The organism is Leisingera sp. SA32 (genome assembly GCF_056033425.1).
The window spans coordinates 68,182-93,147 of record NZ_JBVYHB010000005.1; the positions used below are offsets into that span (position 1 = coordinate 68,182).

Consider the following 24,966-nt stretch of genomic DNA (forward strand, 5'->3'; position numbering starts at 1 on the left):
GTGCAATTGCAGACCCAAACTCCAGCCCCCCGTCTTGAAATCCGCAATATCAAGCGTCGCATCGAAGGCCGCACGGTGGTGGATGACGTCTCCTTGCAGATCCAGGCGGGACAGGTCACCTGCCTTTTGGGCCCGTCCGGCTGCGGCAAGTCCACCACGCTGCGGATGATTGCCGGCGTTGAAATGCAGGACAGCGGCGAGATCTATGTGGATGGCAAGCTGATCTGCGACACCGTCTTTCGTGTGCCTCCCGAACGGCGCGAAATCGGGCTGATGTTTCAGGACTTTGCACTGTTTCCGCATCTGACTGTCGGCGCCAACGTCGCCTTTGGCGTGACCGGCAGCAAGGAGGCCAGACGCGCCCGCGCCGAGGAACTTCTGGCGAAGGTCTCGTTGAGCCGGTTCATAGATGTCTACCCCCATGAGCTGTCGGGCGGCGAGCAGCAGCGTGTGGCGCTGGCCCGCGCCCTGGCGCCACGGCCGCGCATCATGCTGATGGATGAGCCGTTCTCGGGCCTCGACAACCGGCTGCGCGACGGCATCCGCGATGAAACCCTGAGCCTGCTGAAGGAAGAAGACACCGCCGTTCTTCTGGTCACCCATGAGCCGGAAGAGGCGATGCGCATGGCGGATGAGATCGCGCTGATGCGCGGCGGGCGGATCGTGCAGCAGGGCGCGCCCTACAACGTCTATACCCATCCGGCCGACAAGGCCGCGCTGGCCTTCTTCAGTGATGTGAACGTGCTGAAGGCCCAGGTAAACGGCGCGCTGGCCCGCACGGCCTTTGGCGAATTCCTGGCACCGGGGGTGGCGGACGGCACCGAGGTGGAGATCGTGTTCCGCCCGCAGCATTTGCGCATCGACTTTGATCGCGCTGGCAGGGGGCCGCTGCCGACCTCCAGCGATGGCGTGCCCGCCCGTGCGGTGGTGGAACGTGCGCGGTTTCTGGGCCGCGAAAGCCTCGTGGAGTTCCGCATGGAATTCGACGGCTCCATCCTCAAGGCGACGGTGCCGAATGTGTTCCTGCCGGAGAAGGGCCGGGCGATGTGGCTGACAGTGCGGCGCAATCGCTGCTTCGTGTTTCCCGCCTGACCTCCGCCACCACCACTGCGCAGCGGCGGCAGGGCGAGCGGACGGCGCGGGCGGGCTAGCTCAGCGCGCGCCCATACCGCAGGAACAGATGCGCCAACGTGCAGACGGCCGCGATTGCCAGCAGGCCCAGACCGCGTTCGTAAATGCCGTCGATCCCGGTCGGCAAAAAGAAGAACACCGGCGCCGTCAGGGTCCACAGCACCGCAATCGCCCGGAGCAGCCGCGTGTAGCCGCGCCCCATCTGCCCGGCGGCGCTGGCCATCGCCCAAGGGGCCGCAGCCATCAGTACCCCCAGCGCGTAGACCAGGTAGACGTGGATCACCACGCCTTCGTTGTCGCTGTCACCATATTCGTTGCGGGCACCAACCAGAAAGACGATCAGCCCCATGAGGGCGAACGCGACAACCCCAAAGCTCCAGCCCCGGCCGCCCAAGTGGATATGGCCCGCCAGGATGGCGATACAGACCAGCGCGGCAGAAAAGGCGTAGAGCCCGGCATCGACGATGAACTCGTACCGCCCCGCGCCGAGGTCGCTGATCGTGTCCGAAATCCAATTGTGATCCGGCACCACGATGTCAGCCGCGATTACGGAGGCTGCCGACAATAGGCAGCCAAGACAGGCATAGGCGGCAAGAATACGCACAAGCGTCGGGGCACAGTGCAGGGCGGGCGGTAACGGGGGGGCTGACATGGGGCGGTCTCCTCGGGCGGCCTTATCTGGGGCAGGGAACCAACGCGCAACAGTGGCCACGTGTTCCGCATATCCGTGCCTGATATCCGTGCCGAGGATTGCAAGTGCGATCTGGCTGGGGCGGCTGGCCGCGCAAAAGGGGCTCCGGCGCTGGCGTCAGCAGCGCCCGCCAGGTCGGTTCCGCAAACCTCCGGCCTCAGGTTTGGTCTTTGTCGGGCTGGTAATCCTGCAACCGCTTGCCGGGCTCATCGACAAACAGCTCGGGCAGTGCGGCAGCCTCCTCGATCAGGTCGACGCGGAACACCCGAAAGGCCTCGCGGTGCTCGCACCAGGCGGTCAAGGTCCAGACCCGGCCCCAGTACTCCATGTGCAAGGGGCGTATGCGGCGCTCAGTCAGCGTGCCATCGATGCGGCGATAAGACAGGTGCAGTTTCTGGCGGGCTTTGATCGCCGCCCGCAGGGTCGGCATATGGGCAAAGCCGCGCGCCGCGTCGGCAAAGGGGTAGACGGCGAACTTCCAGGCATCAGCCTCGGCGATGGTCTGCTCGGGCAGCACCGCATCCACTTTGGCCGCCAGCGACTGCGCTGCGGCCTTCAGGTCGGGGTCAGCGGCCTCGGCAACGATGGCCATGCCAAGGTTCAACGCTTCCAGCTCCGCTGGCGTCAGGGCGAGCGGCGGCAGGCTGATCTGTTCGCGCACCATGTAGCCGACGCCGCGCTCTCCCTCCACCGGCACGCCAGAGGCCACCAGCGTGTCCATGTCGCGGTAGATGGTGCGGGTCGAGACCTCGAGCCGTGCGGCGATGTCCTGGGCGCGATGCAATTTGCCATCGCGCAGGATTTGGATGATTTCGAACAGGCGGTCGGTGCGGCGCATGGCCCAGCCTTGGAGCGCGCACGCGGGGAGGTCAAGGGCTGCGCCGCCTTGGGCGCAGCCCGCAGCCGTCAGGGCGCCATCTGCCACAGGACAGTTTCATGACGCATGCTTACACTGTTCGGCGCAATCGCCGCCATTACAGCTGGCGCGAAGTCCTGCTGCGTAAATGCCCGCGCCACGGCCTGGGCCGTGGCCATGTCCTGCCAGACCACATAATCGGTCCAGCTGCCATCAGTGCCCTCACTCAGCCACCGGGCAACAAATCCCGGCTGCGCCCGCACAAAGCCCTCGGTGCGCTGCATCAGCGCGGTGAAGGCGGCGGTGCTGACGCCTTCAGCCAGTCTGAAGGTCACGATTTCGGCCACATGTTTTTCCATCACGTCTCTCCTTGGTGCTGTGATGGGCTGGATTTACCCGGGTCCAACTGACATAAACCTGTCAGTTGGCTGCGCCCCGTCCGGAAAACTTGGCAAAACCGGCTGTTGCGGTGTCGTTGCGGTCGGCTTGTGGCTTTTGTTCCGGGCGGGCGGCGCGCTAAACCCGGTGGGAACATTTTCTACCGGTGTCCGCAGCAGGCGCCGGACTACGCAAGGAGAAACACTCATGCTCAACAATATCGGCCTTCCCGGCATTCTTCTGATCGCCGTCGTGGTTCTGGTCCTGTTCGGCCGCGGCAAGATTTCTTCGCTGATGGGCGAAGTTGGCAAGGGCATCACCTCGTTCAAGAAGGGCATCAGCGAAGGCAGCAAAGAGCTGGAAGACGACACCGCCGCAGAGGCGAAGGACGTCACCCCCGAGACTGAAAAAGACAAGGTCTGAGGTCCGTATGTTCGATCTTGGGTGGACCGAATTGCTGGTCATCGGCGTGGTTGCGCTGATCGTGGTCGGCCCCAAGGACCTGCCGGTGCTGTTTCGCAATGTCGGACGGTTCGTGGGCAAGGCCAAGGGCATGGCGCGGGAGTTCAGCCGGGCCATGTACGACGCCGCTGACGAGGCCGGGGTCAATGACATTGCCAACGGGCTGAAAACCGCCAGCAACCCGGTGGGCAGCGCCATGGACGGGGTCAAACAGGCGGCGCAGGAAATGGCGTCGTCGATCGACCCGACCAAATATGACCCCGACAGCGAGACCGGGAAACTGGCCGCCGAACGGGCCGAGGACGCCAAGCGCATCCAGGCCGCCACCGCCCGCGCCGCCGCCGACCGCAAGGCGCGCGAGGCCGAGGAAGCACAGGCCAGCGCTGCCGCAGCCGAGGCGGATCTGAAGCCCGACGATGAGGTCAAATCATGAGCAACACGGACGAGATCGACGACTCGACCGCGCCGCTGATCGAACATCTGGCCGAGCTGCGCAGCCGCCTGATCCATTCGGTCGCGGCCTTTGTCGTGGGCATGGTGATCTGCTTCACCGTGGCGACGCCGGTGTTCAACTTCCTGACCGCGCCGCTGTGCCAGGTGCTGGCAGAAAGCGGCCAGGACTGTGCCCTGATCTTCATCAGCCCGCAGGAAGGCTTCTTTGTCGCCATCAAGATCTCCTTCCTTGGCGGCTTCATCCTGGCGTTCCCCTACATCGGCTTTCAGATGTGGCGTTTCGTGGCACCGGGGCTCTACAAAAATGAAAAGGGCGCCTTTCTGCCCTTCATGGTCGCGTCGCCCTTCATGTTCTTGCTGGGCGCTAGCTTTGCCTTCTACGTGGTCACCCCGCTGGCCTACGACTTCTTCCTCGGCTTCCAGCAATTTGGCGCCGGCGGCGAGGCGGTCACCGGCGAGGAAGTCGCCCAGGGCCTAAGCGTGGTGTTTCAGGGCTCAGCCCAGGAATATCTGAACCTGACGATCAAGTTCATCGTCGCCTTTGGCCTGTGCTTCCAGCTGCCGGTTCTGTTGACCCTGATGGGCAAGGCCGGTCTGGTCAGCGCCGAGGGGCTGGGGGCCGTGCGCAAATATGCGGTGGTGGCGATTCTGGTGCTGGCCGCGCTGGTGACGCCGCCGGACGTGATTACCCAGGTCATCCTGTTCGTGGTCGTCTACGGCCTCTACGAGATCTCGATCTTCCTTGTGCGCAAAGTAGAGACCAAGCGCGAAGCCAAGCTGCGCGCCGAGGGTTACTATGACGATGAAGACGAGGACGAGGACGACGTTGGCGACGCGGAGATGGACGTGCATCCTGATGATCCGCTGATGGCTGAGTTCGACGACGATGACGGCGACGGCAAGACGAAGTAAGCCGTTGGCAGTTTAAACCAGAAAGGCGCGCCAGCAATGGCGCGCCTTCTTTTGTTTGTCATCGCAAGGTCCGGCGCGCCATTATGATCGCTCGCGGCGGCGCCACCCCATGCCGCGTGGTGCGCGGCGTCTGCCGCTCTGGCGCCGAAAGCCCGCGCGCCACGCGACCGACGGATCGGGCGCGCCCCTCCCGCTCCGCGCTGTTGGAACTTTCCGACAGCAGGCGCGTTTTCCCCACATCCCGCGATGGAGGAAACGATGTCCGACAATAAAGAGACCAACGATCATCAGCGCAAACCAGACGCCCGCCCAGAGGTGGCACAGGATGACCACGGCAAACCGCGCCAGAAGGTCAAGGAGAAGTGGACGAATCCAACCGACACGATGGACGAGGCACCCGCTGGTAGCCCCAACGCAGAAGAGCAGAGCCGCAAGAGCTGAGACGTAGATGCGGCCGGTAGACAGCTCGGGTACACTGACGTGGGCCGGAAACGGGCGGCGCCGAACCCCGGCGCCGCCCGTTTCCGATGCCCTTGACACAGCTCACCGCCCCGGCCCCCTTGCCGCTTGCCTCTGAACATGCTTTGAAATCCGCCAACGGACAGGCAGACGGAGACAAGCTCATGGACCAGACCGCATTGACCCGCATCGCAGAGGCGCTGGAGCGGATGTCGCCGGCCCCTCTGGCGGCGCCGGATTTCAACGTGGCCTCCGCCTTTGTCTGGCATGTGGCGCCAGAGCGGCTGGAGCCTGTGGCAGAGGTCAGCCGGGTGGATCTGGACCTGCTGGTGGGGATCAACCGCTCACGCGATACGCTGCTGGAGAACACCCGCCGCTTCGCGCAGGGCTTTCCGGCCAACAACGCGCTGTTGTGGGGCGCCCGCGGGATGGGAAAGTCCAGCCTTGTGAAGGCCGTGCATGGCGCGTTGCTGAAAACCCACCCCGAATTGAAGCTGGTGGAATTGCAACGCGAGGATCTGCCCTCGGTCGCGCGACTGCTGAGCCACCTGCGCGGCGCGCCGCATCGCTTCATTCTGTTCTGCGACGACCTGTCGTTCAGCCATGACGACCAGCACTACAAAAGCCTGAAGGCGGTGCTGGACGGCGGCATCGAAGGCCGGCCTGGCAACGTGGTGTTCTACGCCACCTCCAACCGCCGCCACCTGATGCCCCGCGACATGATCGAGAACGAACGCTCCAGCGCCATCAACCCGTCCGAGGCGGTTGAGGAAAAGGTCTCGCTTTCGGATCGGTTCGGGCTGTGGCTGGGCTTCCACCCCTGCGATCAGGACGAATATCTGACGATGATCGAGGGCTACTGCGCCGCTTATGGCGTCCACGTTGACGCCGAGACCCTGCGCGCCGAGGCGCTGGAATGGCAGGCCACCCGCGGTGGGCGTTCCGGGCGCGTGGCCTGGCAGTTCTTCACCGACCTCGCCGGGCGTAACGGGGTTGCCTTGCGCTGAATGAACCCTCCCTCAGTCACGACAAAGCCCGGCATCGCTGCCGGGCTTTCTTGTTCGTCACCAGAGGCACGCGGCCTCAGTTCAGGTAGTTCAGCGGGTCGATGCTCTCAAACCCGTCTCGCACCTCAAAATGCACATAGGCATCATCGCCGCCGCGCAGCGAGGCGATGCGCTGGCCACGGGTCACGGTGTCGCCCTTGTTGACGGTGATGTTGTCGACGTTCTGATAGACCGTCAGCAGCTTCTGGCTGTGGCGGATCACCACGATTGGCACGTTGTTGGAATCCTTGGTGATGGCTGCCACCGTGCCGGCCTCGGCCGCCTTGACCGGGCTGCCCGCGGCGGCGGCGATGTCGATACCGTCGTTGCGGCCCTTGGCGTAGGTCTTGATGATCTTGCCTTGCACCGGATAGGTCATTGCCGCATCGCTGTTGCGGCTGGGTTCCGGCAGCGCCGGTTTGGCCTCGGCGGGGGCTTCTGCCGCTTCTGCGGCGGGGGCGACCTCTTCACGGGGCAGCGGGCGGCTGGCGCTGGGCGGCACGGGCGTTGCACTGCCTGCGCCGGGTTCGGTCACCGCAACCGCAACCGGAACTGCGGCCGCCGCGGTGGTTTCGGCGGCGGGTTTGGCCTCCGGCGCCTCCTTCAGCGGGATCAGCAGGAACTGGCCTTCGCGAACGCCAAAGTCGCTGCCCAGGCCGTTCCATTCGGCCAGCGATTTGACCGGCACCCGGTACAGACGCGAGATGGTATAGGCGGTCTCACCCCGTTTCACCTTGTGCCGCACCGGTTCGGGGCCAGGCTGCACTTTGGCGGGCTGCGGTTTGGGCACCGATTTGATCTCGGTCGGGGTGACGGAGCCGGGGTTGGGCGTGGTCAGCGGCGCGGTGTCGATGGCCTGGCCTGCCAGGGTGGCGATATCCACCGATCCGGGTGCGGCGCTGCCATTGCTCGGCAGGCTGTCTGGCGCACGGCGCGGCAGTGCCAGCACCTCGCCCTGGCGCACGGTGTCGCCGGGTTTCATACCGTTGTAGCGGGCCACGTCCTCGGGCGGCAGGCCGACACGGGTGGCGACATCCGCCACGGTATCGCCGCGGCGCGCGACCGCCACCTGATACGACGGATAGGTGATCAGCCCGCGGCTGTCGGCGCGGGGGCGGTCCGTGGTTACCGACTGCGCGGCGCTGGTGGTGTTGAAAGCGCCGATCTGTCCGCGCAGATCATAATCCAGCGGGTTCTCGCAGGCGGCCAGCACCCCGATCAGCGGCAGCGCGGCCAGAAGCCGGGCAGGGCGCGGCAGACCGGTGGCGATCGACCCGCGCGGGGTCGGCGCATTGCTGTTGGGCACATGCCACGCGGTCCGGGGGTGGGGGGTCCGGGTCATCTTGCTCTCCTCAAAACACGCCTCCCCTTTTTCGTGGGGATTCTCTCGCGTCAATCACTATAGACCATGCCGCCGCACAGGCGGCTGAAATCCGCCGGCATGATACGGCTCCGGCGGCGGAATATCAAACCGGGTTGATGCAATTGTGACCGATCCACCGGCAAACCCGCCGTCGGCTTGACGGGCTGCGGGCAGCAGTCAGATCTCCTTGCCCAGCCCCTCCAGCAGCGGCACAAACCGCACGGGGCGCAGCTCGTCGTACTCCAGCCCGTCGTCGGTCTTGCGCACCCGGATCAGGGTCTGCACATGGTCGGACTGGCCCACCGGCAGCACCATGATGCCGCCCACCTTCAACTGCGCCAGCAGCGGGCCGGGCGGGTCTTCTGCAGCGGCGGTGACGATGATGCGGTCAAACGGCGCTTGGTCCGGCAGCCCGTGGCTGCCATCCCCCACCAGCGAGGTCACATTGGCCAGTTGCAACTGCTCGAACACCGCGCGCGCCTCGCGCACCAGTCGGGCGTGGCGGTCGATCGTATAAACCCGCCGCGCCAGCTTCGACAGAATCGCCGCCTGATAGCCAGAGCCGGTGCCCACCTCCAGCACCTTGTCGCGGGGGCTGATCTGCAACGCCTGTGTCATCATCCCCACCACCGAGGGCTGCGAGATGGTCTGCCCACAAGGGATCGGCAGCGGTACGTCCTCATAGGCGCGTTCGGCAAACAGCCCGCGCAGGAACAGCCCGCGGTCGATCTCCTCCATCGCCTCCAGCACCGGCGCATCGGTCACCCCGCGTGAGCGGACCGAATACAGGAACTGCATCTTGGTTTCGGCGTCAGGTCCGCTCATGCGTCGGCACTCTCGCCGTCGGTCTCGACCGCCCGCAGCGCGTCCATGGCGTCATGCGCTGTCAGATCGGCGCGCATCGGGGTGACAGAGATGTAGCCCTTCATGTTCAGCGACGCATCGGTGCCGGGGGCAGTGGCCACCTGCTGGTTGCCGCCGCGCACCCACAGGCAGCGCCGCCCGGTGGGCGACAGCTGCTCTTCGGCACTGAAACCGGTTCCGGGGCGAAAGCCCTGGGTGGCCGCGCGCACGCCCTTGACCGCGGCGGCGGGCACAGGCGGGAAATTGATGTTGTAAAACAGCCGGTAATCCTGTCGGTCGGCGGGCATCTGGCGCAGGATTTTCCGGACCAGCGCGGCGCCATGCACGGCGGCGGCCTCAAACGGGTCGGCGGTGTCGCGATTGGCGGGGCCGTAATACTGCGACAACGCCATCGCGGGGATACCCTGCAACGCGGCCTCCATCGCGCCGCCCAGCGTGCCGGAGTAAAGCGCGTTCTCGGCCGAGTTGTTGCCGCGGTTCACCCCCGACAGCACCAGGTCTGGCCGGGCGTCCTTCATCACCACATGCAGCCCCGCCAGCACGCAGTCGGCGGGCGAGCCCTCGGCGGCAAAGCGGCGTGCGTCGAGCTGGCTGAGCATGGTGGGGCGGGTGTAGCTGATGCAATGGCCGACGCCGGATTGCTCAAACGCGGGGGCCACGCACCAGACCTCGCCCTCCGGGCCTGCAAGCGCGTGGGCGATGGTGTCCAGAACGGCCAGGCCAGGGGCGCTGATGCCGTCGTCGTTGGTGATCAGAATGCGCATGGGTCTGCCTGCCGTGTCTTGCCGGGTTTGCGATTGAATAGGACCTGCGCCGGGACGGGGCAAGTCTTTCGCGGCACCGGGGCATATCGTTCTGCAAGGCAGGCAGAGAGGCAACAGGCGGGGCCAGGTCAGCCCCTTGCACCGGCAGACAGACCCACCGCGGCGCGCAAGGGGGAGGCTCCCGCCGCCCGACCCCGCATCACAGATGCGCCGCCAGGGCGTTGGGCCGGGCGCCGCGCAGAGCGCGGCGCGGTCCGACCAGGTCTGCGGATGTCAGTCCGCCAGGATCTCGGGCAGCAGGCGGCTGGCCTCGTCCTGGATATTGGCGAGTGCACTGCGGTCCTCGCCGGGGTGGAAGCGCGCGCGCAGGGCGGTGGCCATGGGCCGCGGCTCCAGAATACGGACCCGCGGGCCGGTGCGTTCCGTCTCGGACTGCCAACTGCGTGCCAGCGCAATTTGCGCGGCCTTGGTGGCGCCATAGGTGCCATAGAACTTCTCGCCCGCCTTGGGGTCGTCAAAGAACACCGCGCGGCCTGACTGGCCCAGCAGCGGCGCCACATAGGGGATCAGCACCGATGTGGCGGTGGCGTTGACGGCCAAGGCCTTGGTCCAGTCCTTGGGCGCGACCGAGGGCGCCGGGCACAGGGCGGTGGCATGGATGGCTGTGTGCAGCCACAGGTCCAGCCGCCCCCAGCGGTCATGGATGCCGCGGCACAGGGTCGCCATGGCGTCGGGCACCGTGATGTCCATCGGCGCCAGGGTGGCGCTGCCGCCAACCGCCTTGATGCGGTCGTCCAGTTCTTCCAGCGCGCCGGTGGTGCGGGCCACGGCGACAATGTGATGGGTGGGGGCCAAGGCTTCGGCCAGGGCGTTGCCCAGCCCGCGCGAGGCACCGGTGATGAGTGCGATCTGATCTGTCATGGGCGCCTTCTTGGGCCGCGCAGCCGGGCAGGTCAAGGGGCGCCGCACCAGCAGCCCGGACGCACAAGAGTTTTGTCAAAACTCTTGCCAATTTTTCCGATAGTCTAACCTGCCGCCGACAGCGGGCGGCTCAGGAACCGGGCATCTCCAGAAGCTTGGTGCCGCCACGGCTGCTCAGCACCAGCCCCTTGGCGTCGATCGCCACGACCCGGCCCGCCGACAGGCGGCTGCCGCGCTGCACCTTGCGGGTGCGGCCCGAGGGCAGGCGCACCAGCGCCGTCAGGCTGTCCTCGGGCCCGTATAGCCCCAGCAGGCTCAGATTGCCGCGGTTCACCGCGTTGTCCTGGGTTGCCAATCCCGCCACCTTGGCAGAGGTGCGGGTCGATGTGTCGCGATTTGCCATGTCGATCTTCCCCTAAAATCCAGCAGTGGTTTGCGCGTGTCCGGCCATACGTGGTGGCTCTGCCGGATCGCGACAAGCCCGCGTCCTGGCTGCGTGCCAATGTCGGCGGGAAATCGCGGGCGGCGCGGAGGGGCTGTGTGGAAACTCGCCGACAGCGCTGCGGCCAGGGGGCAGCAGTCGGCCCCGCGACAGCCCGGCCGTCACCCGTCGATGTCAGGTGACGTCAGGCGTCATACACCAGCGAGGGCAGGTCATGCCCATAGGCATAGAGAAGCTCCAGCAGCTCCTCCAGCGAGGCCCCGTCGCGTTGCAGCGGAAACAGCGGATGGCTCTGCTCGCTTACCTTCAGCTCCGGGTACTGCCCTTCGGGGCGCATCTCCAGCATACAGCCCGCAGGCACCGCCAGATCCGGCGGAATCGCATTGGCCAGCCAGGCCGGACGATCGCCCAGATTCTCGGCCTCACGCATCTCGAAGAGGTCCAGATAGGCATCAAAGTCATCGCGGCTGAGACTGGCCCATGTGCCCAGGATGAACTCCTCGCCGCGGCTGTGCGACAACGGCACCGCCAGCACCGCGCGGATGAACCGCAGCTCGCCGAGGCGGCAGAAATCCTCTGTCAGAATATCGCCGCGGGTGGCCAGCACGGCAGAATTGTCCTCCACCTCCATGTCCTCGGGGCAGACATCGGGCCGGTCACAGCTGAGGCTCAGCAGCTGCGCAAAGGTGGCGCCGCAGCAGCGGCACTGGCGCGGTGAGGTCAGCATGCGGGCGAGGTGGGCGTCCAAGAGGCGGCCTTTCATAAGGTGGCACAGGAAAAGGCGCGGACCATCGCGGCCTGCGCCTTTCCAATGCGGTGTTCGCGGCCCTCATACGCCGATGGGCGCAGAAGTTCAAACCCTGCGCGCGGACTCCGGCGCACAACCCGGTCGCGCGACCCGGCCCCGGCCCGGCCCGCGGGCGTCAGCTCTCCACCAGTTTCGAGGCATTCCAGGAGGCGCCCGGTGCGGGCATGTCCTTGATCTTGGCGCTGACCCGGCTGCTACCCTCCAGCGCCGCCAGATAGTCGCCGGTCACCCCGGTGACATAGTTTCCGTCAAAGCAGGAGCAGTCGAAACTCTCGATCTCCGGGTTACCCTCCTGCGCGGCCCAGATCAGGTCGTCGAGGTTCTGATAGAACAGTGCGTCGGCGCCCAGCTCATCGCGAATTTCCTCGATGGACAGGCCATTTGCGATCAGCTCATGCTTGGTCGGCATGTCGATGCCATAGACATTCGGGTATTTCACCGGCGGCGAGGCCGAGGCAATATAGACCTTCTTGGCCCCCGCCTCGCGGCACATCTGCACGATCTTTTTGATGGTGTTGCCGCGCACAATCGAATCGTCGATCAGCAGCACGTTCAGACCCTTGAACTCCAGCGGAATGGCATTGAGCTTGCGGCGCACCGACTTCTGACGCTCGGCCTGACCCGGCATGATGAAGGTTCGGCCCACATAGCGGTTCTTCACCAGCCCTTCGCGGTAGCGGATGCCGGTGGCATTGGCCACTTCCAGCGCCACGGGGCGGGCCGAATCAGGCACCGGAATGATGCTGTCGATCTCCAGACCAGAGGCCTGGATCTGCTTGGCCAGCGCCTGGCCCATGCGCAGCTGGGTCTTGTAGACAGACACGCCATCCAGCATCGAATCCGGGCGCGCCAGATAGACATATTCAAAGATGCAGGGGCTCAACTTGCCTTCGACGGCCTGAAATTCATGCAGGTTGCCCGCAAGGTCGATCAGGATTGCCTCGCCGGGCTTCACATCGCGGACTTTTTCAAAACCGTTGATGCCAAAGGCCACGTCCTCAGAGGCAACGCAGTAGTCATTGCCGTCGCCCTGGGCCGGGCGTTTGCCCAGCGACAGCGGCCGGATGCCATGCGGATCGCGGAACGCCAACATGCCGACACCGGCAATCATGCACAGCACCGAATAGGCGCCCTGCACCCGCTCCATCGTCATCTTGACGCCGGCAAAAATGTTGCGGATCGGCTCGGCATTGCCGTTCACCTTGATGGCGTCGGCCACCTTGTCGGCCAGCACGTTCAGCAGAATTTCCGAATCCGAGGTGGTGCGCAGGTGGCGGCTGTACTTGCCGGTGACCTTCTCGCGCTGCTCGGCGGTGTTGGTGATATTGCCGTTGTGGACCAGATAGATCCCATACGGCGCGTTGACGAAAAATGGCTGCGCTTCAGCCGCGCTCAGCGAGCCAGCGGTGGGATAGCGCACATGCCCCATGCCGACGCGCCCGGTCAGGGTCTCGGCGTCCTGGGGGCCAAAGACATCCTTGACCAGCCCGTTGGCCTTGCGCTCGCGAAAGAACTCTCCGGTGTAGGTCACGATGCCCGAGGCGTCCTGGCCGCGGTGCTGAAGCATCAGCAGCCCGTCATGTATCTCCGCAAAGACGTCCGTATCCCGGCTCGCGATCCCCAAAATACCGCACATAGGCTGGCTCCAATCCCACTTAGGCTTTGCTGTTCGACGGATGCGGGAAGCGGCTTGGCCACGCCTGTGACGCATCCCGGTGCAGGGGCGTCAAACGGTTGCGCGCTGCCGCGCGGACCGTGCCCCGATGGCCAGCTGCGCCCCTGGCCGCGCGCGCGTGGCGCGTCGGCACATCGTCACAAAGGCAGGCGTGCAGCAGCGGCAAGGGCTGAGGCTCCGAATCCGTTTCCTGTTCCGGCCCTCACATAGTGCCTTTCCGGGGCGCTGTCATCAAAGGAACACAGATCGCTTCTGCGCTGCGGCGTCTGGGCGCGGCGGGGCGCAACCGACCGGCATGGGCAGGCACGAAAGAGGCCCGCAGCGGGCTGCGGGCCAAAGGCAGGGACAAACAGGTCAGAGATGGCGGCGGGGCGGGGCGCCACGCGGCATCACGCCGCCAGGATGCGATCCAGCAGGTTGTCCAGCAGGTTATTCATCGGACCGGGCAGGCGGGCGTCGACCTCACCCATGCCGGTGTCGGCCAGGGCGCGACCTTCGTCGCTGGCCAGCACCTGGCGGGTTTCGCTCAGCGACAGCAGGTGAAAGGCGCTGTCCTCGGCGACGTCACCGGCGGGCAGCAGCATGCCGCTTTCGGCCCAGACCAGCTCTTCTTCCTCAAATTCGAAATGAATGCGGCCCAGACGTTCCGGGGCAGCCGGGGTGATGCCTTTGTAGCCGGACAGCGCGATCAACTTGGTGACCACGACGGGCAGGCCAAAAAGGCGCTCGGCGGTGTCCATTTCCAGCACGACTTTCTGATCGGAGGGCAGCATCAGGTCGGTGTCATTGCCCAGGGCGCCGGCCGGAACGTGCATGCAAGTGGTCAGACGCGGCACCGCGTGCTTCACCGCCTTCACTTCCTGGGCACCGCCATCAAAGGTGAACACCTTGTCACCGGGCTTGATGTCGCGGGCCTGTTTGAAGCCTTCTTCGGTTTCCACCAGGGTCGCGGGCAGGAAGCCACCACTGCGCGGGCGGGCGCGCTTGGGGGCCGGGGTCACGGTTTGCGGCAGCGGGTTGGTCAGCAGCAGCAGTGCATCAACCGGCTGGAAATCGGCAAAGTTTGTAACGTGATCCAGCTGCATTGTGTCGTCCCTTCTGAAGCGTCGTGGCCCGGCGTCCTGCCGTTGAAGCCATATCGCCTGCGAATTGGGACCAAATTGGGGCGCGCTTGCGGCCCCTTCCGGATCAGCCGGGTTTTCAGTGGAAAAAACGCAGATCTTCGCGGGGTTGTTAACCCTTTCAGCCTGTCAGGCTGAGGATTTCTTAAGATCTTCCGCAGTGTTCAGGCTGACGCTGCGGAAAGCAAGAATCGCGATTCTGCTGGGTTAACAAAAGGTTAATATAGGGTCAACGGATTAACTTTGACGCTGGTCTGACTGTGGATAACTGTGTGAGCGCTTTGTAATCAAAGAAAAAGCGGGCCTCAACCGGAGGCCCGCCTTGCATCGGATCAGAGTTGTGCTGCGAACTTACTGGTCGCAGGCGCTGGTCAGCGCCACATATTGGCTTTCGATCCAGCCCAGAGCCTGCTCCGGGTTGCGCTCTTCCACCTTGCCGATCAGCCGTTCGAACACCCGCGCCGAGCGGCTTTCGTCAACAATCGTGAAATTCTGGCCGGTCATTACCACGTTGTAGACGAAGAAGGCGATCGCCACCAAAACAATGCCGCGCAGTACCCCAAAGAAGAACCCCGCACCCTGGTCCAGCCCGCCCAAGGCCGACCGCTGCACCAGCGTCGAAAACAGCGGCGTGAAGAACGACACCACGATCAGCGCCAGCGCGAAGACCGCCGCAAAGGCGGCAATGATCGAGATCTCGCAGCTGTCGGCGATGAATTCGCCGACCACCGGGATTTCGGCCATCAGCGGCTCGACCTGCGGCGCAAAGATAAACGCCAGCACGCCGGCGGCGACCCAGCCGGCAATGGCCATGGCCTCGCGCACGAACCCGCGAGAGTATGCCAGCAGCGCCGACACCACGATGACAAGGGCCACGACCCCGTCGATGATTGTGAAACCTTCCATGTCCCTCGCCCGTTTGCCTGCGATATCAAATTTTTTGCGACCTTAGCCGGCCCCGAAGAATTCGCCAACAAATCCCGCAAGATCGGTGGTGCGGCGCAGGTTCAGGCCGTTCACCGTGATGGATTTGCCGCCGCTGGGGGCTATCGCCGCCGTGAAACCAAGTTTTTGCGCTTCTTTCAACCGGTTTTCGGTCTGCGGCGCCGGGCGCAGGGCGCCGGACAGCGAAATTTCTCCAAAAACCGCGGTATCGGCGGGCAAGGCCACGTCTTCGCGTGCACTCAGCAGCGCGGCCGCCACGGCGAGGTCTGCGGCGGGTTCGGAAATTTTCATGCCGCCGGCCACGTTCAGATAGACATCCAAGCCGGCAAAGGGAATGCCGCAGCGCGCTTCCAATACGGCCAGGATCATTGCCAGCCGGGATGAATCCCATCCCACCACCGCGCGGCGCGGCTGCGAATGCGGCGACGGCGCGATCAGCGCCTGCATCTCCACCAGCACCGGCCGGGTGCCCTCGATGCCTGCAAACACCACCGAGCCGGGCGACGGCTCGCCGCGTTCCGACAGGAACAGCGCCGAGGGGTTGGTAACCTCGCTCAACCCGCCGCCGGTCATCTCGAACACGCCGATCTCATCCGCGGGGCCAAAGCGGTTCTTGACCGCCCGCAGGATGCGGAACTGATGGCCGCGCTCGCCCTCGAAATACAGCACTGTGTCGACCATATGCTCCACCACCCGGGGGCCTGCGATCTGGCCCTCCTTGGTGACATGGCCCACCATGATGATGGAAATCCCGTTGCGCTTGGCAAATGTGGTCAGCTCATGCGCCGCGGCGCGCACCTGGCTGACCGATCCCGGCGCGCTGTCCACGTGGTCGGCCCACATGGTCTGAATGGAATCGATGATCGCCAGCTGCGGCCGTTCCGCCTCCAGCGTGGTCAGGATGTCGCGCAGGTTGGTCTCCGCCGCCAGCTGCACCGGCGCATCCGCCAGACCCAGCCGCTGCGCCCGCATCCGCACCTGGGCAGAGGCCTCCTCGCCGCTGACATAGACGGTCTTGACGCCATTCTGGGCAAATCGCGCCGCGGCCTGCAACAGCAGGGTGGATTTGCCGATGCCCGGATCGCCGCCCACCAGAATGGCCGACGCCGCGACCAGCCCGCCGCCCAGCACCCGGTCCAGCTCGCCCACGCCGCACAGGCTGCGCGGCGGCGGCGTCTCGCGTGTTGACAGATCCGTCAGCTGGATCGCGCGGCCGCGCTTGACCCCCAACGACTTCTTCGACGGGCCGGACGACAGCCCCTTGTCTTCGCTGATGGTGTTCCATTCGCCGCAGCCCTCGCAGCGGCCTGACCATTTCGAAAAGCTGGCTCCACAGGCGGAGCAGGAGAAAGATGTTTTTGCCATGCCCGATCACTGGCAGATGTTTCTGTTTTGTTCAAGCCTCTGCGCGCGTTGCAACGGCAGATGCGAGGCTCTGCCTCGCGCTCCGGGATATTTCCGGCCAGAAGAAGACGGTTTCTTTCTGGTCCGAAATACTCCGGGGGAGGCCGCAGGCCGGGGGCAGAGCCCCCTGTTCAGCGGCTGCGGCGGTGCCGCGCGCGCTCGGTCAGCATCCCCAGTGCCAGCGAGGACAAGATGCAGGCGGTGAACAGATACAACCCCCAGGCGGTCTCAACGGTGCCCAGCCCGATGCCCTTGGCGAGGGTGATGTAAAGCGCGATTAGAAAGACATCGGCCATCGCCAGCTTGCCCAGCACATGCAGCACCGGCTGCACCTTCGCATCCAGCAGATCCCACTGCACCAGCGCCAGGCCGATGGTTTTGAGGTAGGGGGCAAAGATCGCAAAGAAGGTGACCACCAGCGCCAGCGCCGCGTCGCTGCCCCACAGGGACTGCAGCCCGGTCAGCACCGAGATCTCCGACAGGCCGAACAGCGGCAGAAGCCCCGCCCGCATCAGCGGGGCAAACCATGCCACGGGGTACAGGATCAGCAGCGAAAGGGTGAGGAGGCGGAGGATCATGGCGGCCTGCTTTCTGCGGTTTTGCCAAGACTTGGGCGTTTCACCGCCGGTTTGAAAGGGGGAAAACCTCTCCGGCCGCTGCCATCCTCGCGAGCGCCCTCGTCAAACCAAAGGTTTGCCGCCGACGGGCGTGTTTTCAGAAAGACGCAAGCGCGGTCTCAGCGCACCGCCTCGATCGGCCCCTCGGCGCGGCCGTGGATGAACTGCTCCATGTAGGGATCGCCGGACTGGTCCATTTCGCTCACCGGGCCGGTCCACTGGATCACCCCGTCGTGCAGCATTGCCACGTTGTCGGCGATGGCGCGGACTGAGGACATGTCGTGGGTGATGGTCATCGCGGTCGCGCCCATCTCCACCACGATCTCTCGGATCAGGTCGTTGATGACGCCGGACATGATCGGGTCCAGCCCGGTGGTGGGCTCGTCAAAGAAGATGATTTCCGGCTCGGCGGCGATGGCGCGGGCCAGGCCTACGCGTTTCTGCATGCCACCCGACAGCTCGGAGGGGAATAGATCCGCCACCGCGGCGCGCAGGCCAACCCGGCGGAGCTTTTCGATGGCGATCTCGCGGGCTTCGTCCGCCGGGCGCTTCAGGGCGCCGCGCAGCAGGCGGAAGGCGACGTTTTGCCAGACCGGTAAGCTGTCGAACAGCGCGCCGCCTTGAAACAGCATGCCAAACCGCGCCAGAAAGGCGTCGCGGTCGCCGGATCCGGCGGGCTTTCCATCGACATAGATCTGGCCGCTGTCGGGTTGGATCAGTCCCAGCACGCTTTTCAGCGCCACCGATTTGCCGGTGCCGGATCCGCCGATGATGACCATCGACGTGCCCTTGGGAATCTCCAGGGTCAGCCCCTTCAGCACGGCATTGTCGCCAAAGGACTTATGGACGTTTTCCATGCGGATCATAGCGAGAAGAACACCCCCGTCAGGACAAAATTGGCAGCCAGCATCAGCACCGCCGCCGCCTCGACTGAGCCCTTGGTGGCGCGGCCCACGCCCTGCGCGCCCCGGCCCGAGGTCATGCCGTAGTAGCAGCCCATCATGGCCGCGATGGTGCCGAACACCGCGCCCTTGGTCAGCGACGACAGGATATCGTGCAGCTCCAGGAAATCGACGGTGTTCTTGAGGTAGGCCGCCGGGTTGAAGCCGAGGTTCTGGGTCGCCACGGTATAGCCGCCCAGGATGCCGATGATGTCACCGACACCGACCAGCACCGGCACCGTGAGCAGGGCTGCCAGCACCCGCGGCGCCACCAGGTATTTCATCGGATGGGTGGACAGCGTGACCAGCGCGTCGATCTGTTCCGTCACCTTCATGGTGGCGATCTCCGCCGCGATCGACGAGGTCACCCGCGCCGCGATCATCAACCCAACCAGCACCGGGCCCAGTTCGCGCACCATGCCGATGGCGACGATCTGGGGCACCACCGCTTCGGCGTTGAAGCGCGCGCCACCCGCATAGATCTGCAACGCCAGCGCGCCACCGGTGAAGATCGCGGTCAGCCCCACAACCGGCAGCGACAGCCAGCCGACGTTCAGCAGCGCCTGGAGCAGCTCGCGCGGGTAATAGGGCGGGCGAACCATGTGGCTGAAGGCCGACAGCGCAAACAGCGCCGCCCGTCCGATTGCCGCCAGCGCAGACAGCGCCGCGCGCCCCAGCCGGGCCAATAGAGCGATTGGGTTCATCCCTGATAGGTCCGCGCGTGCCGGTGTCCGGTCGAGGTGAGGATCTCATAGCCGATGGTGCCGGCCGCAGCGGCCAGCGTGTCGACGGTCTGCTGCTCGTTGAGGATGGCCAGCATGTCCGGCACCTCCGGCAGATCCGTGACATCGACGGTGATCAGATCCATCGAGATCCGACCCACTACGGGGCAGGGGGTCTGCCCGGCATAAAGGTGGATGCCGCCAGTGCCCATCGCCCGATGCAGCCCGTCGGCATAGCCGGCGGCGACGGTGGCAATGCGGCTGGGACGTTTGGCGGTCCAGGTGTTGCCGTAGCCCGCAGTCTCGCCCGGTTCCAGGTCGCGCAGCTGGATCACCGGCAGCTCCAGCCCGACAACCGGCACCGCGTCCTTGAACGGCAGGCCGCCATACAGGCCAACGCCGGGGCGACACAGGTCGAAATGATAATCCGGGCCAAGCAACATGCCGCCGGTCGCCGCCAAAGAGCGCGGCAGGTCCAGCCCGTCGGTCAGCTCGCGGAAGGTCTTCAGCTGCTGCGCATTCATCGGATGCGCGGGCTCATCGGCGCAGGCCAGGTGCGACATCAGCAGAACCGGGTTCTGGCCCAGGGCGATCTCCGCCACCGCCGCCCATTCGCCGGGCTCCATGCCCAGCCGGTTCATGCCGCTGTCCAGCTGCACGCCAAAGGGGTGGCCCGGCAGGGTTTCGAAATGGCGCAACATCTGGTCCAGCGAGTTCAGCATCGGCGTCAGCTGGAAATCCTTCAACAGCTTCGCGTCGCCCTCCATGTGGCCGGAGAACACCGAGATGCCCGGTCCGGGCCCCAGCGCGCGGCGCAATGCGCCGCCTTCTTCGGCCACCGCCACAAAGAAGTTGCGCGCGCCCGCCCTGGCCAGTGCGGTGCCCACGCGGCCCGCATCCAGGCCATATCCGTTCGCCTTGACCACGGCTGCGGTCTCGCAGCCGGTCAGCGCATCCAGATTCCGCCAGTTGGTGACCAGCGCATCCAGGTTGATTGTCAGTTTTGCCGTGCTCATGCGGTGTTCTTGACATGGGGGCGGCGCAGGTCAAGGGGGAAAGCCATTGCCCGCGCCGCATGGGCAAGAAAACGGTTGTGATTTTTCCGCCGCATTCGCAGGTTGGGCGCGGCAACAGGGGGGGGCAGGCAGGAGATGGAGTGGATCGCAGAGCTGTTCGGCAGCATTCGTCTGCAGGTGCTGCCGTTCTCGTTGGCGGCGGGCCTCTTGGGCTGGTTCCTGCGTCGTGCCTATGTCGAAAGCATCGCGCGGCGGCGGCTGATCCGGGCGCTGTTTGCCGAGATTGATTTCAACACCCGCGACATGGAGACCTTCCGCCGCGCCTCGCCCAGCCGTGAGGTGCTGCGGGCGGCGTTGGGGGCAAATCCCGAGCTGGTGCCGCATGTAACGGACGCGCGCCATACGGAAATCTACCGGCAGCATATCGCCAGCCTGCATTTCATCCCCGGCCATCTGCTGCATCAGGTGATCGACTACTACGGCCTGTTGGAGAAGATCCGGGTGCAGGTGGAGGGGCTGAACTATGACAGCTACAAAACCCTGTCGCTGGCCGGGCGGGTGCGGGCGGTAGACCTGTTGCGCACCACCAGTGCTGATGCCGAAACCAGCGGCAAGGCGCTGATGGCGACTTTGCGGCAGAGTTTCCCAAGGCTGCGGCTGACGCGCTACAAGGCTGCTCACCGCGGCTGAGGCCGGGCTGTCCGGGCAGACGTCCTTACCCCAGGCCCGATGCGACTGACTTGTGCCACCGGCAGGCGCGAGTCAGCGCGCAGGCCCGACACCACGTAGCCATGTCATCTCGTGAGCATGTCATCAGGAAAGGGTGGCAAGCAGGATACGCAGCCGCAGCACTTCACTGCCCGGACGGTGCCGGGCAGGGGCTGCGGTTATACGATGATCGGGTCTGGTCCCAGTTTCATGTATCGTCTCCCAAATGGTCAATCAGGCTGCCGTGCGAGGCGACCTGCCGTTGCAGCATAGGGGGCTGCGCCCCATGCAGCAAGCCCCGCGGCTCTGCTGCATAGGGTTATAGTTGTGCCTGCGTGCGGTGAATTTCAAGTGTCACCAGCGCCCGCCGCCCGCACGGCTCACCCGAAGGCGGCGCGGGGATGGTCGGGAGGTCAGTAGCCCTCCGGCGCCTGCTGCCAGGCCTTGGCGAGGTTGCCGAAGCGGGTGAACTGCGCCTCAAAGGACAGCTCCACCGTGCCGATGGGACCGTGACGCTGCTTGCCGACGATGACCTCGGCCTTGGCGTGCAGCCGCTCCATCGCCTGCTTCCACTCTTCCATCTTCTCCAGCTCGTGATCGCCGGGTTTTTCCCGTTCCTTGTAGTATTCCTCGCGGAACACGAACATCACCACGTCGGCGTCCTGCTCGATCGAGCCCGATTCGCGCAGGTCCGACAGCTGCGGGCGTTTGTCGTCGCGGTTTTCCACCTGACGCGACAGCTGCGACAGCGCGATCACCGGGATGTTCAGCTCCTTGGCGATTGCTTTCATCCCCATGGAGATTTCGGCAATTTCGTTCACCCGGTTGTCGGCCATGCCGCGGCACAGCTGCAAATAGTCGATCACCAGCAGATCCAGCCCATGGGTCCGCTTCAGGCGGCGCGCCCGGGCAGCCAGCTGCGAGATCGGGATGGCAGGCGTGTCATCAATGAACAGCGGGCAGCTTTCCAGATCCTTCGCGGCCTGCACGAAGCGGCGGAATTCTTCCTCGGTCATGTCGCCCTGACGGATCTTGTGCGACGAGATCTCTGACGCTTCCGCCAGGATCCGGCCCGCCAGCTGTTCGGCGCTCATCTCGAGGCTGAAAAAACCGACGACGCCGCCGTCAATCGCGCCTTCGGATCCATCGGGTTTCACCCCGCGTTTATAGGCCTTGGCCACGTTAAAGGCGATGTTGGTCGCCAGCGAGGTTTTCCCCATCGACGGACGACCCGCTAGGATCAGCAAATCCGACGGGTGCAAACCGCCCAGCTGCTTGTCCAGATCGTCCAGCCCGGTGGAAATCCCGGCCATGCCGCCGCCGCGCTGATAGGCTTCGTTGGTGACATTCACCGCCTCGGTGACCGCCTTCAGAAACGATTTGAAGCCGCTTTCGGTCTGCCCCTGTTCGGCCAGCTGATACAGCGACTGTTCTGCTTCGACGATCTGTTCGCGCGGTTCCGAGGCCACATCGACGCGGCGCGCCTTGTCGGCGATCGACTGACCCAGCGCAATCAGCTCGCGGCGGATCGCCAGGTCATAGATCATCTGCGCATAGTCGCGCACCGCAAAGGCCGAGATCGACGCGCCCGCCAGTTTGGCCAGATAGGCCGGGCCGCCCAGCTCCTTCAGGCCCTCGTGGTCCTCCAGAAACGCCTTCAGCGTCACCGGCGAGGCCAGCGCGTTCTTGGAGATCCGCGCCGCTGCGACCTCGTAGATGCGGGCGTGCACCGGGTCGTAAAAATGCGACGAATCGATAATCAGCGCGATCTTGTCGTAGACCTCGTTGTTGGTCAGAATCGCGCCCAGCAGCTGCTGCTCGGCCTCGACCGAATGCGGCAACTCGTTGCCGGGCATGGCATTGGCGGCCTGGGCGGGCTCTGGCATCGGGGCCGGAGGGGGCATATCGCCGTCGAAAGGGGTAATCTCGTTCATCACTGCTCTCGTCGTTAAGCCTGCCTTATAGGGCGCGCGGAGGCGTTCTCCTATCTGGGAATCTCTGTGGACACCCTGTGCATATCCGGCTTGGGGCTGTGGATGGCTGGCCGCCACCCGGCTGCTGTCCGGTTGCGGACAGGCTAATGGATGCGGGGGGCTGATGATAGCCCCCCCATATCTTGTGGTTGGTGCAGCAGAGCCACGGTGCGGAACGCGTGGCTTATCCACAAACTGCCCACACAATGATCTGCCGCGACGGTCTGCGCTCAGGCGGATTTATGCGCATCCTGCCAGGCGCGCGGATCTTTCAGGAAGCGTTCCACCTCGTCCAGCGTCTCAGTGCTGAACGCGCTTTGCGCGCGCGCTTCGGCCAGAACGTCCCACCAGGTGCACAGGTAATGCAGCTGCACCCCGTGGTCGCCCAGCGTCTTGGTGGTTTCGGGGAAGATGTCGTAGTAGAAAATCACCGCCGTATGGCCGCAGCTCGCCCCGGTCTCGCGGATCGCATCCACAAACGACAGTTTCGAGCCGCCGTCGGTGGTCAGATCCTCGACCAGCAGAACCCGTTCACCCTCGCTCATCGCGCCCTCGATGCGGGCGTTCTTGCCGTAGCCCTTGGGCTTCTTGCGCACATAGGTCATCGGCAGCGCCAGGCGTTCGGCCACCAGCGCGGCAAAAGGGATGCCCGCGGTCTCGCCGCCTGCGATGTTGTCGAAGGCCTCAAAGCCCGCATTGCGCATCACGGTGACGGCCATGAAATCCATCAGCGTCGAGCGGATGCGCGGAAAGGAGATCAGCTTGCGGCAGTCGATATAGCTGGGCGAGGGCAGGCCGGAGGCCAGGGTATACGGCTCATCCGTGTTGAAGTTCACTGCGCCGATTTCCAGCAGCATCCGGGCCGACAGGCGGGCGATTTCTTCGGGGGACGGATAGGCGGAGGGGATCATGGGCAGGGCATCCTTTGCGGCAGCGGTTTTGCTGTCCATAAACCGGATGCGGACCGGTTTGAAGCCCCGGCGGCGGCGTGCGACAAAGCGCGGGCCGCAAAACGGGCCCGCGCGCTGTTCGCGTCGGTCAGAAGATAAAGTCGTTGCCCGACAGATCGCCCATGGCGACGTCTTCCAGCGTGATCGTGTTGCCCCGGTTGTCACTGATGACCGCGTTGCCGTCCGCGTCCTCCGACAGGTGGTTGTTCTTCAGATCGCGGAAGTGTTTGATGGTGCTGACGTCCGAAAGATCGATCTTTTCCCTGCGACCCTTGGTCTGGAAATCGGTGATGGTGTCGTCGCCAAAGCGGCTGTTGAACACAAAGCAGTCCGCGCCGCCGCCGCCCTTGAGCATATCATCGCCCCGGCCGCCATCCAGCGTGTCACGCCCGCCGCCGCCGATCAGCCTGTCGTTGCCGCCGTCACCCTCCAGCACATCATTGCCGCGGCCGCCCAGCAGCTTGTCGCGACCGCTGCCGCCTGCCAGCGTGTCGTCGCCGCCCGCACCCTTCAGCCTGTCGTTGCCGCCAAGGCCGTCGAGGGTGTCGTCGGCACCACTCCCAGTCAGGGTATCGCTGCCGCCGGTTGCATCGCCCGAGTCGCCGTCGGCGGCTCCGAAGATGCTGTTCATCAGTTCCTTGTCGTCTTGGGTTGTGCTGCTGTACCAGGCCGCATTGAAATCTGCGGCAGACAGCCCCTCGATGTCGACGATGGCGATCATGGTGTCTTCGTTTACATTGGTGATTGCGATGGCTTCAATGTTTCCGGCGACCGGCACGCGGTTTCCGTCAAACTGCAGGCCGTTCCCGGCAATCACCAGTTTCCGGTTCCAGCCGCTGTCCGTCACCCAGCCATCCGGATTGTCTCCATACGGGTATGCAGATTCCTCGTCATAGTAGTTCGCAACGAAGTTTGAATTGTACCGGGTTCCTCCGATCGTCCAGTAATGCGCCCCGCCAAATTGGCTGACGAGGGTATTCTTGACCATGGAGAAGTCTCCGCCTCGGAAATCGCTTTCTGCGTCAATTCCGGAGCGGTAGGAAATGAATCTCATTTAATCGGCCTCTTGCTTTCTTAAGGTTGAATTGGTGCGGCCAATGTAGCGCTTAAGCAGCTGCGGTGAAGTGGCTATTGGTTAACATTATAACGATTTTCCAATGCGATGGAGGCCGCGCCGCAGCGCCTTCCGGCGGTGCCTGCGCAATCGCACGCGCGCCGCCGCCGCCGGTCCCGGCACCGCGCGGCGTCTCAGGCTGAACAGGGGGGGAGAGGTGTGCGCGCCGCCGCGCGGCATGCGCGGCGGCGGCGAGGCCGGGGCCCAGCGGGCCGCCGCGCCCCGGCCGG

27 protein-coding genes are annotated in these 24,966 nt (G+C 65.0%); 7 read left to right on the forward strand and 20 right to left on the reverse strand.

From position 1 onward, the window contains the following. The gene (locus AC0IPL_RS09520; protein ID WP_474273940.1) at window positions 1-1,092 is read left to right on the forward strand and encodes an ABC transporter ATP-binding protein; all 1,092 of its coding nucleotides are present in this window, start codon (window positions 1-3) and stop codon (window positions 1,090-1,092) included. Window positions 1,093-1,147: 55 nt separating this feature from the next. On the opposite strand, the gene AC0IPL_RS09525 is transcribed toward AC0IPL_RS09520, so the two are convergent. The 3 genes from AC0IPL_RS09525 to AC0IPL_RS09535 all read right to left on the reverse strand — a co-directional run bounded on the left by AC0IPL_RS09525 (window position 1,148) and on the right by AC0IPL_RS09535 (window position 3,037). Further along, complete coding sequence (locus tag AC0IPL_RS09525; RefSeq protein ID WP_474273942.1) at window positions 1,148-1,783, reverse strand: DUF998 domain-containing protein; 636 nt, start codon at window positions 1,781-1,783, stop codon at window positions 1,148-1,150. A 196-nt stretch (window positions 1,784-1,979) separates the two neighbouring features. After that, complete coding sequence (locus tag AC0IPL_RS09530) at window positions 1,980-2,660, reverse strand: helix-turn-helix transcriptional regulator (protein WP_474273944.1); 681 nt, start codon at window positions 2,658-2,660, stop codon at window positions 1,980-1,982. A 68-nt stretch (window positions 2,661-2,728) separates the two neighbouring features. After that, window positions 2,729-3,037, reverse strand: a complete 309-nt coding sequence (locus tag AC0IPL_RS09535) for an antibiotic biosynthesis monooxygenase family protein (RefSeq protein WP_474273946.1) — start codon at window positions 3,035-3,037, stop codon at window positions 2,729-2,731. Window positions 3,038-3,263: 226 nt separating this feature from the next. Here AC0IPL_RS09535 and AC0IPL_RS09540 point away from each other — a divergent pair, with 226 nt between their 5' ends. From AC0IPL_RS09540 to AC0IPL_RS09560, 5 genes are all read left to right on the forward strand, one after another. Further along, window positions 3,264-3,479 carry a twin-arginine translocase TatA/TatE family subunit gene (locus tag AC0IPL_RS09540; RefSeq protein ID WP_474273947.1) on the forward strand — a complete coding sequence of 72 codons (216 nt, stop codon included), beginning with the start codon at window positions 3,264-3,266 and terminating at the stop codon, window positions 3,477-3,479. Window positions 3,480-3,486: 7 nt separating this feature from the next. Further along, complete coding sequence (tatB, locus tag AC0IPL_RS09545) at window positions 3,487-3,951, forward strand: Sec-independent protein translocase protein TatB (RefSeq protein ID WP_474273949.1); 465 nt, start codon at window positions 3,487-3,489, stop codon at window positions 3,949-3,951. Beyond that, window positions 3,948-4,883, forward strand: coding sequence for a twin-arginine translocase subunit TatC (tatC, locus tag AC0IPL_RS09550; protein ID WP_474273950.1), 936 nt, complete (start codon window positions 3,948-3,950; stop codon window positions 4,881-4,883). Before tatB ends, tatC begins: the two co-directional genes overlap by 4 nt. Before the next feature lie 258 nt (window positions 4,884-5,141). Further along, complete coding sequence (locus AC0IPL_RS09555; RefSeq protein WP_474273952.1) at window positions 5,142-5,324, forward strand: hypothetical protein; 183 nt, start codon at window positions 5,142-5,144, stop codon at window positions 5,322-5,324. A 182-nt stretch (window positions 5,325-5,506) separates the two neighbouring features. Further along, window positions 5,507-6,349, forward strand: a complete 843-nt coding sequence (locus AC0IPL_RS09560; RefSeq protein ID WP_474273954.1) for an ATP-binding protein — start codon at window positions 5,507-5,509, stop codon at window positions 6,347-6,349. A gap of 76 nt (window positions 6,350-6,425) precedes the next feature. Here AC0IPL_RS09560 and AC0IPL_RS09565 read toward each other — a convergent pair whose 3' ends face one another. From AC0IPL_RS09565 to alr, 14 genes are all read right to left on the reverse strand, one after another. After that, window positions 6,426-7,730 carry a peptidoglycan DD-metalloendopeptidase family protein gene (locus tag AC0IPL_RS09565; RefSeq protein WP_474273956.1) on the reverse strand — a complete coding sequence of 435 codons (1,305 nt, stop codon included), beginning with the start codon at window positions 7,728-7,730 and terminating at the stop codon, window positions 6,426-6,428. 198 nt (window positions 7,731-7,928) lie between these two features. Then, on the reverse strand, window positions 7,929-8,576 hold the full coding sequence (locus AC0IPL_RS09570) for a protein-L-isoaspartate(D-aspartate) O-methyltransferase (protein WP_474273958.1): 648 nt from the start codon (window positions 8,574-8,576) through the stop codon (window positions 7,929-7,931). Further along, the gene (gene surE, locus AC0IPL_RS09575; RefSeq protein WP_474273960.1) at window positions 8,573-9,379 is read right to left on the reverse strand and encodes a 5'/3'-nucleotidase SurE; all 807 of its coding nucleotides are present in this window, start codon (window positions 9,377-9,379) and stop codon (window positions 8,573-8,575) included. Before surE ends, AC0IPL_RS09570 begins: the two co-directional genes overlap by 4 nt. Before the next feature lie 273 nt (window positions 9,380-9,652). Continuing rightward, window positions 9,653-10,300 carry an SDR family NAD(P)-dependent oxidoreductase gene (locus tag AC0IPL_RS09580; protein WP_474273962.1) on the reverse strand — a complete coding sequence of 216 codons (648 nt, stop codon included), beginning with the start codon at window positions 10,298-10,300 and terminating at the stop codon, window positions 9,653-9,655. 130 nt (window positions 10,301-10,430) lie between these two features. Then, complete coding sequence (locus tag AC0IPL_RS09585) at window positions 10,431-10,703, reverse strand: hypothetical protein (protein WP_474273964.1); 273 nt, start codon at window positions 10,701-10,703, stop codon at window positions 10,431-10,433. A 223-nt stretch (window positions 10,704-10,926) separates the two neighbouring features. Then, entirely contained in the window at window positions 10,927-11,469 is a 543-nt protein-coding gene (locus AC0IPL_RS09590) for a DUF2199 domain-containing protein (protein WP_474274256.1), read from the reverse strand. A gap of 196 nt (window positions 11,470-11,665) precedes the next feature. Next, window positions 11,666-13,186 (reverse strand): amidophosphoribosyltransferase, encoded by a 1,521-nt coding sequence (purF, locus tag AC0IPL_RS09595; RefSeq protein ID WP_474273966.1) that lies wholly within the window; start codon window positions 13,184-13,186, stop codon window positions 11,666-11,668. Between the two features lie 428 nt (window positions 13,187-13,614). Further along, a complete protein-coding gene (locus AC0IPL_RS09600; protein WP_474273967.1) occupies window positions 13,615-14,310 on the reverse strand; it encodes a Hint domain-containing protein in 696 nt (231 codons plus the stop codon). Between the two features lie 387 nt (window positions 14,311-14,697). Next, on the reverse strand, window positions 14,698-15,252 hold the full coding sequence (locus tag AC0IPL_RS09605; RefSeq protein WP_474273969.1) for a CvpA family protein: 555 nt from the start codon (window positions 15,250-15,252) through the stop codon (window positions 14,698-14,700). 42 nt (window positions 15,253-15,294) lie between these two features. Beyond that, window positions 15,295-16,656 carry a DNA repair protein RadA gene (radA, locus tag AC0IPL_RS09610; protein WP_474273970.1) on the reverse strand — a complete coding sequence of 454 codons (1,362 nt, stop codon included), beginning with the start codon at window positions 16,654-16,656 and terminating at the stop codon, window positions 15,295-15,297. Window positions 16,657-16,826: 170 nt separating this feature from the next. Next, window positions 16,827-17,273, reverse strand: coding sequence for a paraquat-inducible protein A (locus tag AC0IPL_RS09615; protein ID WP_474273972.1), 447 nt, complete (start codon window positions 17,271-17,273; stop codon window positions 16,827-16,829). A 158-nt stretch (window positions 17,274-17,431) separates the two neighbouring features. Then, window positions 17,432-18,178: an ABC transporter ATP-binding protein gene (locus AC0IPL_RS09620; protein ID WP_474273974.1), complete on the reverse strand. Its 747-nt coding sequence runs from the start codon at window positions 18,176-18,178 to the stop codon at window positions 17,432-17,434. Beyond that, window positions 18,175-18,957, reverse strand: a complete 783-nt coding sequence (locus AC0IPL_RS09625) for an MlaE family ABC transporter permease (RefSeq protein WP_474273975.1) — start codon at window positions 18,955-18,957, stop codon at window positions 18,175-18,177. Before AC0IPL_RS09625 ends, AC0IPL_RS09620 begins: the two co-directional genes overlap by 4 nt. Then, window positions 18,954-19,991, reverse strand: a complete 1,038-nt coding sequence (alr, locus tag AC0IPL_RS09630) for an alanine racemase (protein ID WP_474273977.1) — start codon at window positions 19,989-19,991, stop codon at window positions 18,954-18,956. The genes AC0IPL_RS09625 and alr overlap by 4 nt, the downstream gene beginning before the upstream one ends. A gap of 135 nt (window positions 19,992-20,126) precedes the next feature. Between alr and AC0IPL_RS09635 the strand changes: the two genes are divergently transcribed. Next, complete coding sequence (locus AC0IPL_RS09635; protein ID WP_474273979.1) at window positions 20,127-20,681, forward strand: hypothetical protein; 555 nt, start codon at window positions 20,127-20,129, stop codon at window positions 20,679-20,681. Window positions 20,682-21,112: 431 nt separating this feature from the next. On the opposite strand, the gene AC0IPL_RS09640 is transcribed toward AC0IPL_RS09635, so the two are convergent. The 3 genes from AC0IPL_RS09640 to AC0IPL_RS09650 form a co-directional block, all read right to left on the reverse strand. After that, window positions 21,113-22,633 carry a replicative DNA helicase gene (locus tag AC0IPL_RS09640; RefSeq protein ID WP_474273981.1) on the reverse strand — a complete coding sequence of 507 codons (1,521 nt, stop codon included), beginning with the start codon at window positions 22,631-22,633 and terminating at the stop codon, window positions 21,113-21,115. A 269-nt stretch (window positions 22,634-22,902) separates the two neighbouring features. Beyond that, complete coding sequence (locus tag AC0IPL_RS09645; protein ID WP_474273983.1) at window positions 22,903-23,583, reverse strand: orotate phosphoribosyltransferase; 681 nt, start codon at window positions 23,581-23,583, stop codon at window positions 22,903-22,905. A 127-nt stretch (window positions 23,584-23,710) separates the two neighbouring features. After that, window positions 23,711-24,676: a calcium-binding protein gene (locus AC0IPL_RS09650; protein WP_474273985.1), complete on the reverse strand. Its 966-nt coding sequence runs from the start codon at window positions 24,674-24,676 to the stop codon at window positions 23,711-23,713. Window positions 24,677-24,966: the final 290 nt, after the last annotated feature.